Source organism: Pseudomonas sp. 5Vm1k, assembly GCF_056161485.1.
The window spans coordinates 115,434-128,813 of sequence record NZ_JBSPCZ010000019.1; the positions used below are offsets into that span (position 1 = coordinate 115,434).

The following is a 13,380-nucleotide window of genomic DNA, read 5'->3' on the forward strand; positions in this document are numbered from 1 at the left end:
ACGGATACACCGCATTCGCGAGCAAGCCCGCTCCCACATTGATCATTGTGTTTGGCGCTTCTGCAACCACCCCAAAAACCCTCCTTTCTTGACCGGCACAGGCACGGCCATCAACGCCAACCGACTGTTCTGCTGCCGTACCGCCTGCAACTTGTTCAACGCCTGCCCAACCTCTCCGCGCTGCGCCATGCAATCGCGGGTCAGGGACTTGTCGATCCGGTAAATGATGCACGACGTCAGCGCCGTGAAGCAGGCCTGGGACGGCGTGTCGGTGAGGATGCTCTGTTCGCCCATGACTTCGCTCGGCCCCATGCGCCCGGCTTCCGTCTGCACGGCGCCGTCGGGCACGGTGGCGCTGACCACGCCGGTCGCGATCACGAACAGGCTGTCCGGCACTTCATTCAATTCCAGCACCACCTGACCCGCCGTGTACTGCTGCGGGATCATCGCTTGCGCCAGTCGATCCCGTTCATCCTCGCTCAGCGAGCGGAAGATTTTCACTTCATCCAGCAATGCCCGAGCCCGGGTCGACGGCTCGATCACGCCATCGAGTTGCCGGGAAATCCCTGCCGCTTCCAGATGCCGGTGAGCCAGGTCGAACAGCTGATTGCGCACGTCGCCTTTTTTGCTCAGTTCGGCGATAAAGCCGCTGGCCACGTAGACGGACATGGTTTCGCCAGCCTCTTTCAACACGGCTTTCGGCGCCGGGTTGAGCAGCAACGTGCTGCTGCCCTGAAGCGTGCGATCCAGCGCATCCAGCACCCGACGCGGGCGGATATGGTTGGGCACCTGAATGCTGATCGACACGCCGTGCATGTTGTTTGGCCGGCTCAGGTTGACGATCTTTGCCTTGGCCGCCACCGAGTTCGGCACCACCGCCATGGTGCCGGCGCTGGTGAGCAAGTGCGTGGCGCGCCAGTCGATGTCGAGCACCTTGCCTTCCACGCCGTCGATCACGACAAAATCATCCACCTGATACGGCTTGGTGGTGTTGAGCACGATCCCGGAAAACACATCGCTCAAGGTGCTCTGCAACGCCAGGCCGACCACGATCGCCACCACCCCGGAGGTCGCCAGCAAACCCTTGACCGGCAGCTCCAGCACATAACCGGCCGCCGCGACGATGGCCACCAGAAACACCAGCGCGCCGATGACGTCTTGCAACAACCGCCCGCTGTGGCCGATGCGGCGCATCAGCACCAGGCCGATGACTTCGGTGAGCACCCGCGCGGCGTACAGCCACCAGACAATCCCCAACGCCGTGGCCCCGAGTTGAGCCACGCGGTCATCGGCAAACTGCGGCGCCTGCAAAGGGCTGACACCGGCGTTGATGATGATCGCGCTGAAGATCAGGAACAGGCCAGGCGCAGGCCGATGCGGGTGACGCGGTGCTGCAACGGCGCGAGGTGCCAGAGCAGGGCGTCGATCACCAGGATCAGGGTGCTCCAGGACAGGGGGTGGTCGTAGACAAAGGACATGGCGAACTCCGGGAATTTTGGCGTGGCGCAAAAAAAGATCGCAGCCTCCGGCAGCTCCTACAGGGATTGAGTACACCCGATTAGTTGCGGTTGCAGGTGATCCTGTAGGAGCTGCCGAAGGCTGCGATCTTTTGCTTTTTAGACTCAGTTCAAATGCGTCTTCAGTTCCAGCGCCGCCTGCCGCACCGCCGCTTTGACTTCAGGAATCTGGCTCAGCGGATTGAGCAAGCCAAAGTCATGAATCATCCCGTTGTAACGCACCGCCGTCACAGCCACACCGGCCGCATCCAGATGCCGGGCATAGGCCTCGCCTTCATCGCGCAACACGTCGAACTCGGCGGTTTGCACCAGCGCTGCCGGCAAGCCTTTGAGCTGTTCGGCACTGGCCTGCAACGGCGAGGCATGGATCTGTGCACGCTGGTCGGCGTCAGTGGTGTAGTTGTCCCAGAACCAATTCATCATGCCCTTGGTCAGGAAATGCCCTTCGGCAAATTGCTGGTACGACCCGGTATCGAACTGCGCATTGGTCACCGGCCACATCAGCAACTGGAAGCGCAACGCCGGGGTTTTCTGTTCCTTGGCCATCAACGCCACGACCGCCGCCATGTTGCCGCCGACGCTGTTGCCGGCCACCGCCAGGCGTTTGCCATCGACGCCGATCTCTTTGCCATGCTCGGCAACCCAACGGGTGGCGGCATAAGCCTGGTTGATCGCGGTCGGGTACTGCGCTTCCGGGGACGGCGTGTAATCCACATACACCGCCACCGCGCCGGAGCCCACCACCAGGTCATGAATCAAGCGTTGGTGCGTCGGGTAATCACCAAGCACCCAGCCGCCACCGTGGAAGAACATGAACACCGGCAACTCACCCTTGACCTTGGCTGGACGCACGATTTTCAGGTTGATGCTTTGCTCGCCGACCTTGATCGCACGCTCGCTGACCTCCACACCCGACAGATCCACTTTCACCGAATTCTGCGCACCGGTCAGCACCGCACGGGCATCCTTGGGGCTCAGTTGTTCAAGAGGTTTGCCACCGCCAGCGGCGAGGGCTTCGAGGAAGGCCTGGGTGTTGTGTTCGACACCAGGGCTGCCAGCAGCGAATGCATTGCCAACAGCAAGGGCGAGGAGGGAAGCGGTCAGGGTTTTCTGGACGATGTTCATGGCGTAAATCCTTTTTAATTATGTATTCGGTCCCTGTAGGAGCTGCCGAAGGCTGCGATCTTTTGATCTTGCTTTTAAAAGATCGCAACCTTCGGCAGCTCCTACCGGTAATAGGTTTGGGGTCAGTAGCAGCGCCTGTCGCTGCGCCATGGACACAGATTAATGGGGTGCCATAAACGGAAAAAGCGGCTATAAAGTGTTTGACTGTCAACCAGGGCGTGACAATGAACCCGTTTGAAGATATGCGTATTTTTTGCCAGGTCATGGACTCCGGCAGCTTCACCGCGGCCGCCGATCAACTGGGCCTGTCCAAGCAATTCGTTAGCCGCCGGTTGATGCAACTGGAAGAACGCCTCGGCGTGCGCCTGCTCAATCGCTCGACCCGACGCCTGGACGTCACGCCTCTGGGCCAGAGTTATTACGAGTCAGCCTTGCGCCTGCTCAGCGAAGTCGAGCAAGTGGAGCAGGGCATCGCCGGCCAGACCACCGAACCCCGGGGCACCATTCGCCTGAGCGCGCCGTTGTCGTTTGCGCTGGCGCATTTGGGTTGTCTACTGCCGGTGTTTTTGCAGCGCTACCGCGACGTCACCGTGGAAGTCGACCTCAGCGACCGTCCGGTGGATTTGCTCGGTGAAGGCTACGACCTGGCGCTACGCATCGGCGTGCTGGAAGACTCGACCCTGATCGCCCGGCGCATCGCTTCCATCCAGCGGGTGTACTGCGCCAGCCCGGCCTACCTGGCCGAGCGCGGCACCCCGGGCAAACCCGAAGACCTGCTCAACCACGACTGCCTGCCCTACGGCCACGGGCGTCAGGTGCAATGGCGGTTCGAAGGGCTGGGCAAACCGTTGACGGTCAACGTCACCGGACGGATGCGGGTCAACAACGGGGAGTTGCTCAAGGATGCGGCGATTGCGGGGATGGGGGTTACGTACCTGCCGACCTTCATCGTTGGCGCGGCGTTGAAGGATGGGCGACTGGTGCCAGTGCTGGAGGATTTTCAGCCGGAGCCGCTGACGTTGTCGGCGGTGTACCCGCAGCACCGCCAAGGGTCGCGGCCGGTGCAGGCGTTTATCGAGTTTTTACGGGAGCGGTTGGATCACCAACCATTGTAGGAGCGAAGCTTGCTCGCGAAGACGGTGGGTCAGCCAACACGTATGTTGAATGATCCACCGTCTTCGCGAGCAAGCTTCGCTCCTACAGGGGATGCTGGGGCGTCAGTTAACCCGTTTGTCATCCCCGAGTTCGCCACCGACGTGAACGCCATGATCGTCGGCCACTTGGCCGGCAGTGTGAACGCCATGGTCATCGCCCACTTCACCGGCCCGATGCACACCGTGGTCATCGCCCACTTGACCCGCTGCGTGGACGCCATGGTCATCGCCCACTTCACCCGCACGATGGACACCATGGTCGTCGCCCACTTCACCGGCGCGATGAACCCCATGATCGTCCCCCGGCTCGGCATGGGTACCATTACGCCCGGAAGACGCCGAATCCCCAGAGTGTCCGCTGCCACTGTGACCGCTGCCGTTGCCGCCACTACCACCGTTGCCACCACTGCCACTGCCGCCGTGACCGCCACCATTGCCGCCGCCACCGCCACCGCCACCACCATTGCCGCCGCCACTTCCTCCGTGCCCACCGCCATTGCCGCCGCTTCCGCCACCGCCACCACTTCCGCCATGGCCACCACCTCCGCTACCCCCTTCCTTGGCCTGCGCGCTTGATACACCGGACAGGCTGTCCGGAATCAAAATGGTTGACGCCGACAGGACTGCGCCAATCGCTACTGCCAGTAAAAGCTTGTTGATGTGCATGTCGTTCTCCGTCTTCTTATTCAAGTTGGAACGTTGATGAACAATGCAACGTGCTGCCTGATTCAGTTCGTAAACACATCAACGTCCCGATTTATTCGTTCGTGACGTCGATGACCGATGCACGGTACTGCTCGACCCCGTTCCAGGAGGTCAGTGAATACTCGAGGCCAGTTCGAAAATCGGCATGTACATCAGGATCACGATGACCCCGATCAGCAGGCCGATGAAGGTCATCAGCAGCGGTTCGAACAGGCGCACGAACCACTCGAGCCAGCGGCTGATTTCTTCGTCGTAGAAGTCGGCGCTGCGCTCCATCATTTGCCCGAGGTTGCCGGACTGCTCGCCCGCACGCAGCAAACGCAGGGACACCGGGGTCACCAGGTGATTGAGTTCCAGCGCGGTGGATAACGATTGACCCTCGCGCACCCGTTCGCAGGCCTGGTCCAGGCGAACCCGCGAGGCCACGGTGAGCAGGCCGCGAACCATGCTCATGGCGGTGACGAGCGGTATCCCGCCCTGTAGCAGAATCCCCAGGGAACGATAGAAGCGCGCCAGTTCATACATGAAGATCCGTTGATGCACCGCCGGGAGTTTTTCGATCAGGCGGTCTACGCCCCGACGAAACGCCGGTTGGCGCTGGAGGAAGGCGAGGGCGACGATGATCGCCGCCAGCGTGCCGAAAAATTCCACCTGATGCGTGTGAAGGAACATGCCGCTGCTCATCAGGACCTGCGACATCCACGGCAGGTTCGAGCCCAAGCCTTCGAACACCAGGCTGAAGCGCGGCACCACGTAGCCCATCAGAAACAGCACCACACCGCCGCCGACAATCAGCAGCAGCATCGGGTAGATCGAGGCGCTGATGATCTTCTGCCGGACCTCGTCCATGCGCTGGCGATAACTGACGTAACGCCCGAGAGCCTCACCCACCGCACCGGTCTTCTCGCTGGACTGCACCAGCGCTACGTAGAGCGGTGGGAACACCGCTGACAACTGGCCCAGCGCCTGGGAGAACGATTTGCCCTCATACAGCAGGCGCACCAGTTCGCTCAGGGTTTTGCGGGCCTGGGGCGCGGTTTCCTTTTCCGCGAGGCTTTCCAGCGCATCGATCAACGGCAGGCCGGCATTCAGCAATGTGGTCAGCTCCTGGCTGAACAGCACCAGGTTGAACGTCTCGCGCTGGCGCAGGCGCAAGGCCCGCCAGTGCCGTTCGGCTTGCAGGCTGACCACGCGCAAGCCCTGGTCTTCGACGATGCGTCGGGCTTCGCTGTGGCCGGGGGCTTCGACGGTCATCGAGACCACGCCGGCCTTGCCGACAGCCTTGAGATGAAAGCGCATGGGCGTCGCTCCGGTCATTGCCAGTTAGTGACTTCAGCGTTTTCGCCTTCGCCGCCGGGTTGCCCGTCCTTGCCCATCGACAGCAAGTCGTACTCGCTGTTTTCCCCGGGGTAGCGGTAGGTGTAGCTGCGACCCCACGGGTCCAGGGGCAGTTTTTTCTGCAAGTAAGGGCCGGTCCAGCGGGTTTCATCGCTGGGCGCAGTGACCAGCGCCTGCAAACCCTGCTCGGTGGACGGGTAGTGGCCGACCTCCAGTCGGTACAGATCAAGTGCCTTGCTCAGGCCTTCGATCTGCGCCTTGGCCACCTTCACTTCCGAGCGCCCGAGCTGGGCGAAATACTTCGGTGCGACGATGCCGGCCAACAGCCCCAGCACCACCAACACCACCAACAATTCGAGCAAGGTGAACCCGCTTTGGGAGCGCGGGGCAGAGCACAGACGCTGATTCATGATGACCTCATCCAGTCGGCAGCAGGGTCGCTATAGAGGCCTATGCAATTGCCATGCTCACGCTCGGTGATACCGCTGAACCCCTTGTGATCCGGGCCTTGGCGCTGACGGCACAGTGCTTGCGTATGGCTGGTTGACTACCGGCCATTGGGGCATAAGCCCCGTTTTTCGGGGCCGGCCAGGGGAGGTATGAAACATGAAAACTTTCACCGCAGGACTGCTCGGCACGCTACTGCTGACCAGCGTCGCCCAGGCCGATGTCTTCGTTTCCATGGACACCAAGGGCAGCTACGTTTTGTCCAATGTGCACCGTCCCGGACGGCACTATGAACGGGTGATCCACGAGCCCGAAGCCGCCCAACTGAGCATGGATCAGCAACCGCAGATGATCACCAATCAGCCCTATGCCGAGTTGGTGTCAGCGGCGGCCACGGCCAATCAACTGCCAGCGGCGCTGTTGCACGCGGTAATCCGGGAAGAGTCCCGCTACAACGCCGACGCGACGTCGGCAAAAGGGGCCGGCGGGTTGATGCAGTTGATGCCCGGCACCGCCCGGGAACTGGGGGTGACCGACGTCTACGACCCCAAGGCCAACATCCAGGGTGGCGCCCGTTATCTCAAGCGCCTGATGACCTTGTTCGGCAACGACATCAGCCTCGCTGTGGCGGCCTACAACGCCGGGCCGCAAGCGGTGCTCAGCCGTGGCGGGGTGATCCCGCCGTTCGCCGAAACCCAGCGTTATGTGCCCAGTGTCTTGCGCCAATACCGACGCTTGCAGGGCCTGGCCGTGGATGCGCCGTTGTGATCAACGGTCGTGGGGCAGGTTGCCCCAAATGTGGGGGAAACCGGGGGCCCCGTAGCAGCTGCCGAGCCCCGGCGAGGCTGCGTTCGGCGGCGAAGCCGTCGCAAACCCTATGTACACGGTTGACCTGATACACCGCGCCGCCTGATCTCACAACGGCTTCGCCGCCGAACACAGCCTCGCCGAGGCTCGGCAACTGCTACGGGGAAATCGTCTCCAAACGTGGCTGGGAAGTGGGGAATGGGGGTGGGTTATTTCCCCCGACTGATTAACTCGTAACTTTAAGCTACTGATAAACAACAAAATTATTTATGGCATGCGGATTGCTCAACCGGACTTGTCGAGAATTAATCCTGTGAGCACCCACAGCGAGGCCCGTGATCATGACCGGCATACCCCACGCTCATCACTTGGTTAACCTGCTGCTGTTTTTGGCGCCGATGTTTGGCCTGCAGCTGGCGGAAGCCGCCGTGCGCTGCGAGCGCAATCTGGTGGCGAACATCGTGGCGTTCGATCAGCCGCTGATGTTCAACCGCCTCGGCGCGCAGAACGCCAACGGCATGATGTTCGCCCTGCGCCGTGATGTGGTCGATGATCATGATCGCTCCCTGGCCCAGGGTGGTTCGGCGGTGCCGGGCAAGGTTTCGCTGCGCCCCGACAAGCGCCCGCGGCCGCTGGTGTTGCGCGTCGCCGCCGGTGACTGCCTGACCGTTAACCTGCAAAACCTGCTGGCCTATCAGGCCAATCCGGGGGCGCACGAGGGCGGCGAGGAAGAAGAGGGCGAAGTCGAATTCGGCAACGATGACTTCAAGGTCGATGAGCAAGTCACTGACCGCCACGTCGGCTTCCAGGTCAACGGCCTGCAAGCGGTCAACAGCATCGACGACATCGCCTCCTACACCGGGCGCAACGCCAACACCCTGGTCGCCCCCGGCGCCACCCGTTCCTACACCTTGTACGCCGAGCGCGAAGGCGCGTTTGCCGCCAGCAGCCGTGGCGCGACCTTCGGTGGCGAGGGTGATGCGGGCAACGTCGCCAACGGGCTGTTCGGCGAAGTGGTGGTAGTGCCCAAGGGCGGCCGCACCTATCGCAACACCGTCACCGAAGAAGAAATGCGCCTGGCCAGCACTGGCCGCACGCCGACCGGTCAGCCGATTGTCGACTACCAGGCACGCTACCCGCAGCGCGAACCGTGGGTCCGTGAAGGCAAGGCCGGCACGCCGATCATCAGCATGGTCGACGGCAATGAAATCATTTCCAGCGAGAGCGACGCGATTGTCATGGGCAGCAACGCCGACGGCAGCTTCCCACCCTCGACCTATCCACTGGAAGCGGTTGGCAAACGCAATCCGGCGATCCCCAATCGACTGGAACCGTTCCGCGATTTCGCCTCGCAGTTCCAGGATGAAACCGCCGCCACTCAAGCGTTCCCGGCCTACTGGGCCGACCCGGTGATGGCCCACGTGCTGGAACCGACCCGCGACTCGTTCATGATCAACTACGGCTCCGGCGGCATGGGCGCCGAGGTGATTGCCAACCGTTTGGGCGTCGGGCCGATGCACGATTGCCTGTCCTGCGCCTACGAAGAATTTTTCCTCAGTTCCCACACCGTGGGCGACGTGGCGATGCTGGTGGACGTACCGGCCAACGCCGGCCTGGAAAATATTCGCCCCGGCGAAACGCCCCGCGCCGATCAGGTCGGGGTCAAGGCGACCATGGCGCTGTATCCGTCCGAACCGTCCAACGTCAACCACAGCTACATCGGTGACTTCGTCAAATTCCGCAACACCCACAACGGCCACGAGCAGCACATCTTTCACCTGCACGGTCATCAGTGGTTGTTCAACCCGAACGACGATAACTCCGACTATGTGGATGCCCAGGGCATCGGACCGGGCGCCGGCTACACCTACGAAATCGCCAACGGTGGTTCGGGCAACCGCAACCGCGTCGCCGGCGATGCGATTTATCACTGCCACTTCTACCCGCACTTTGCCCAAGGCATGTGGAGCATGTGGCGGGTGCATGATGTGTTCGAAGAAGGCACCAAACTCGAAGTGTCGCAGCAGGGCGCCGACGGTTATCACAGCGAACCCTACGCCTTGCGCAGCGGTAAACCGGCTGCGGGTGCACGAGCCTTGCCCGATGGCGAAATTGTCGCCGGGACGCCGATTCCAGCCGTCGTGCCGCTACCAGGCAAAGCCATGGCGCCGATGCCGGGCAAAGTCGCCGTGGTGCCGAAAATCGGCGAAACCCTGGTGGCTGGAAACGATGACGATGACGATGACGACGATGATGACGGCGAACACCATGGCGGTGGCACGCAAGCCATCGGTTCCCTGGCGCTGGTGGATCGCAGTGAAGCCAACCGCAACGCCGACGGCAGCCTGAAAAACCCTGGTTATCCGTTCTGGATCGGCGGAATGGAAAGTTCGGTCGGTCAACGTCCGCCAACGCCACCGCTGGACATGCTCGACGCCGCCAAGGCGCAGGCCTTGAAAGGCAGCGGCAAGGCCTTGTGGGCCAATCTAGACCCGGCGCAATCCGGCGGTTGGGACGGCGGTCTGGGCCGGCATTCCCTGGACGGTTTCTCCTCCGGTGGTGTGGCACACACCGTGACCACGTCCCTGGATTTCTCCAAGGAAGTGACCCGCGCCAAACCGATCTACATGCCGGAAGAAGGCACCGAAGTCGAACAGGCGGCCATGGCCTTCCACGCGAAAAAGGATCACCCAAGCTTCGCGCTGCTGCCCGGTAATCAAATCGTGGCGAAAGCTTTCCGCACCAACGGCGCGTTGCCGATTGCCGGTGCGCCGTATTACGAACCGTGCATGGACGACCGGCAAAAACGCCTGACCGCCAGCGCCGGCATGGGCGAATTCAACAGTGGCGAGCGGGTCGATGGCCTGTCTTTCACTGGTGCCTCGACCTTCACCGCCGACCGTCCACGCATCTACAAAGCCGCGAACATCCAGTTCGACGCGGTGTACAACAAGGTCGGCTACCACTTCCCGCAAGCACGCATCCTCGCCCTGTGGGAGGACGCCTGGCCGGTGATCACCAAACAGCGTCCGCCAGAACCCCTGGTGATGCGCATGAACACCTTCGACTGCGTGCAATACCAGCAAACCAACCTGGTGCCGGCGACCTATGAAATGGACGACTATCAGGTGCGCACGCCGACCGACGTGATCGGCCAGCACATTCATTTGCCGAAGTGGGACCTGACCGCCGCCGACGGTTCGGCCAACGGCTGGAACTATGAAGACGGCGTGCTCTCACCCGGTGCCGTGCAAGAACGCATCCACGCAATTCGCGAGTTCAACCAGTGCGAAGGCACCGACCCGCGTGACGGCACGCCGGCCTGCCCGAAAGCCAAGACTCACCCGTTCTTCGGTCAATATGGCCGCGCGGATTGGCTGGGCGCACGCACGGCGATGCAGCGCTGGTTTGTCGATCCGGTGGTGAATGCCAAAGGCGTCGACCGTGGCCTCGGGACCATTTTCACTCACGACCACCTAGGCCCATCGACGCACCAACAGATTGGCTTGTACGCCACCGTGCTGGCCGAACCGGCCGGTTCCACCTGGTTCCACGCCGAAACCGGCGAGCCTTTGTACAGCGGCGCGCGGCAGGATGGCGGGCCGACGTCGTGGCAAGCAGTGGTGTCCACCGGCGACCTGGACGGCGACGGCAAGAACGACAGCTTCCGCGAGTTCTTCCTCGAATACAGCGACTTCCAGCATGCCTATGAAGCGGGTGTGTATGTGGGCGCCGGACCGGATGGCGTGCCGAATCCGCAAGCGTTCCCGGCCACCGCGGACAGCTTCCGCTACTCGATCAACCCACCGCTGCGTAAAGAAGCCGAGACCCTGCTGGAACAAGTGGTCGAAACCCGTGGCGGCTTGATGCCGGGATGCCCGAGCCGGCCATGTCCGCAAGCGATCTCGGTGGATGACCCCGGTATGTTCGTGGTCAATTACCGCAACGAACCCCTGGCCCTGCGGGTGTACGACCCGAACAAGGTCGGCCCGGACGGCAAGCGCGGCATGCAGGCCGACGGCCTCGGCGGCGACCTCGCGTATGCCATGCAAAGCCGTACCGACCGCGCGATCCCGGCGATGAACCTGGCGCCGAACCTGGTCACCGCAGCCACCGGCCCTACCGGCGGCACCACGCTGTTCCCGCCGCACATCAACCGTGGCGGCGCCGAGCCGGGTGACCCGTTCACCCCGATGCTGCGCACCTACACCGGTGACAACGTGCGGTTGCGGGTGCATGCCGGCGGCCACGAAGAAGAGCACAACGTTACCCTGCACGGCGTGAAGTGGCTGCAAAGCGGTTCCGGATTCGGCAACAGCTCCAACTCCGGCTGGCGCTCGTCGCAGATGATCGGGATTTCCGAGCAGATGGGCTTCATTGCGCCGGTCTCGATGCTGTCCAGTTCGGCGGCGACCACCGGGGATTATCTGTATTCGATGGACGCCTCCCTGGAAGGCTACTGGAGCGGAATCTGGGGCGTGATGCGCAACTACACGGCCCAGCGCAACGACCTGTTCGCATTGCCGAACAACCCGAAACCGGCGGGCATGCGCAACACCGTGGCGTTCGACGGCACTTGCCCACGGATCGGCGCTAATCCTAACGGCATCGGCACGCGGCCCACCGTGCAGCGCAACTATGACGTGGTCGCGGCGCTGGCCAACGACATCCTCGGTAATCCGCTGAGCCTGTCCATCGGCGACCCGGCGGGGCTCGGTCAGCACGTTGGCGGGCCGTTGAATCCGGCGGGTGGCACGCTGGTCTACAACTCTCGGGCGGTGAGCATTCCGCAAGTGACCGTGACCGATCCTGAAGATGGCGAGACCTTCACCATCGGCGGGCAAAGCGGTCCGTTGCATGACCCGACGGCGATCCTCTACGTGCGCAAATCCGATCTCGATCCGGTCACCGGCAAGTTGAAACCTGGTGTGCCTGTGGAACCGCTGGTGCTGCGAGCGGCAGCCGGTGATTGCATCAACATCACCCTGGAAAACCGCCTGCCGAGTGTGATGCCGGACCTGGCCCAGACCGCCGTGATGCAAGGCATCGTCAAACGCGATCGCAACCATGGCGAAGGCTCGACCACCTTCAGCAACAACCTGATGCGGCCGTCGAGCCACGTCGGCCTGCACGCGCAATTGCTGGCCTACGACATCACCAAATCCGACGGCACCAACGTCGGCGCCAACCCGATCCAGACCGTGCCACCACGGGTCGGCAACAGCGGTGCGTACCCGACCCGCACGTATCAGTACTACGCCGGGCACCTGGAGCGCGAAGGCAAGCCGATCTCGCAACTGGGCCGCAGCGTCGACAACATCAACGCCACGGCGGTGGAGTTTGGCGGGTTGAATTTCACCCCGGCGGATGTGATCAAGCAGCCGCAAAAAGGCCTTGGCGGTGCGATGAGTATCCTGCCGATCGGCGCGACCTGGGTTGACGATGTGCGCAAGGTGTCGGCCACGGTTACGGCGGCGGGGCAGACCACCTACCGCGACTTTGCGATGGTCTGGCAGAAGGCGTTGAACATGCGTTGGGCCAACGGTCGGCCGGTGGAAGGCATCGCCTCGGAAGGCAACGGCGTGCCGACTGATCCGCAGGACAACTCGAGCATGGCGATCAACTACAAGACCGAACCGCTGTGGTACCGCTTCGGCCTGGCGCCGGACGCACCGTTCGGGCATGCCGAGGGCAACGGTTACGGCGACGTGCCCAACGCGCACATGGCGTACAGCAATGCGCTGGTGGGCGGCGATCCGCAGACGCCGGTGCTGTATGTGAAACCGGGGCAACCGTTCCGTACGCACATCCTGATGCCGACCGGGGGCAGTCGCGGTTCGACCTTCCAGCTTGATGGGCATGTGTGGTCGGTCAATCCGTTCCAGTCGGAGAAGAGCGATACCGGTGGTTATCCGATGAGCACGCCAGGCGTGGGTTCGGTGCGGTTCGGCCTGAACCCGATGTCGATGTACATCGGCGCCCACGAAAGCATCCTGCCGGCGGCGCACTTCAGCTTCATGCACCCGAGCGCCGGGGGCAGCAACGCGATACCGGGCGACTACCTGTTCCGCGACTACGCCGCCTACGGCAACACCGCCGGGTTGTGGGGATTGCTGCGGGTGACCAACGAACCGGAACCGGCACCCATCCCGTAGGAGCGAGGCTTGCCCGCGAAAGCGGTGGGTCAGGCGACATTGATGGTGAATGTGATGGCCCCTTCGCGAGCAAGCCCGCTCCCACAGGGGGCACCGTTTCTGTAGGAGCGAGGCTTGCCCGCGAAGGGAACG

At 62.7% G+C, this 13,380-nt stretch carries 7 protein-coding genes and 1 pseudogene; 3 read left to right on the forward strand and 5 right to left on the reverse strand.

Going from position 1 to position 13,380, the window contains the following annotated elements; genetic code table 11:
- Positions 1–42: 42 nt before the first annotated feature.
- Positions 43–1,478, reverse strand: a pseudogene (locus tag ACWIKB_RS28085) (mechanosensitive ion channel domain-containing protein).
- A gap of 144 nt (positions 1,479–1,622) precedes the next feature.
- A complete protein-coding gene (locus tag ACWIKB_RS28090) occupies positions 1,623–2,642 on the reverse strand; it encodes an alpha/beta hydrolase (RefSeq protein ID WP_475270748.1) in 1,020 nt (339 codons plus the stop codon).
- Positions 2,643–2,866: 224 nt separating this feature from the next.
- Between ACWIKB_RS28090 and ACWIKB_RS28095 the strand changes: the two genes are divergently transcribed.
- On the forward strand, positions 2,867–3,757 hold the full coding sequence (locus tag ACWIKB_RS28095) for a LysR family transcriptional regulator (protein WP_475270749.1): 891 nt from the start codon (positions 2,867–2,869) through the stop codon (positions 3,755–3,757).
- A gap of 102 nt (positions 3,758–3,859) precedes the next feature.
- On the opposite strand, the gene ACWIKB_RS28100 is transcribed toward ACWIKB_RS28095, so the two are convergent.
- From ACWIKB_RS28100 to gspG, 3 genes are all read right to left on the reverse strand, one after another.
- Complete coding sequence (locus tag ACWIKB_RS28100; protein ID WP_475270750.1) at positions 3,860–4,462, reverse strand: hypothetical protein; 603 nt, start codon at positions 4,460–4,462, stop codon at positions 3,860–3,862.
- A gap of 150 nt (positions 4,463–4,612) precedes the next feature.
- Positions 4,613–5,800 carry a type II secretion system F family protein gene (locus ACWIKB_RS28105; protein ID WP_475270751.1) on the reverse strand — a complete coding sequence of 396 codons (1,188 nt, stop codon included), beginning with the start codon at positions 5,798–5,800 and terminating at the stop codon, positions 4,613–4,615.
- A 14-nt stretch (positions 5,801–5,814) separates the two neighbouring features.
- A complete protein-coding gene (gene gspG, locus ACWIKB_RS28110; protein ID WP_475270752.1) occupies positions 5,815–6,249 on the reverse strand; it encodes a type II secretion system major pseudopilin GspG in 435 nt (144 codons plus the stop codon).
- Between the two features lie 196 nt (positions 6,250–6,445).
- On the opposite strand from gspG, the gene ACWIKB_RS28115 reads away from it, so the two are divergent.
- Both ACWIKB_RS28115 and mnxG read left to right on the forward strand, forming a co-directional pair.
- Positions 6,446–7,054 carry a lytic transglycosylase domain-containing protein gene (locus ACWIKB_RS28115; RefSeq protein ID WP_475270753.1) on the forward strand — a complete coding sequence of 203 codons (609 nt, stop codon included), beginning with the start codon at positions 6,446–6,448 and terminating at the stop codon, positions 7,052–7,054.
- A gap of 380 nt (positions 7,055–7,434) precedes the next feature.
- Positions 7,435–13,248: a manganese-oxidizing multicopper oxidase MnxG gene (mnxG, locus tag ACWIKB_RS28120; RefSeq protein ID WP_475270754.1), complete on the forward strand. Its 5,814-nt coding sequence runs from the start codon at positions 7,435–7,437 to the stop codon at positions 13,246–13,248.
- Positions 13,249–13,380: the final 132 nt, after the last annotated feature.

Coding starts and splice junctions, on each gene's coding strand:
- ACWIKB_RS28090 (WP_475270748.1), bottom strand. CDS start 2,642: ATGAACATCGTCCAGAAAACCCTGACCGCTTCCCTCCTCGCCCTTGCT.
- ACWIKB_RS28095 (WP_475270749.1), top strand. CDS start 2,867: ATGAACCCGTTTGAAGATATGCGTATTTTTTGCCAGGTCATGGACTCC.
- ACWIKB_RS28105 (WP_475270751.1), bottom strand. CDS start 5,800: ATGCGCTTTCATCTCAAGGCTGTCGGCAAGGCCGGCGTGGTCTCGATG.
- ACWIKB_RS28115 (WP_475270753.1), top strand. CDS start 6,446: ATGAAAACTTTCACCGCAGGACTGCTCGGCACGCTACTGCTGACCAGC.
- mnxG (WP_475270754.1), top strand. CDS start 7,435: ATGACCGGCATACCCCACGCTCATCACTTGGTTAACCTGCTGCTGTTT.
- gspG (WP_475270752.1), bottom strand. CDS start 6,249: ATGAATCAGCGTCTGTGCTCTGCCCCGCGCTCCCAAAGCGGGTTCACC.
- ACWIKB_RS28100 (WP_475270750.1), bottom strand. CDS start 4,462: ATGCACATCAACAAGCTTTTACTGGCAGTAGCGATTGGCGCAGTCCTG.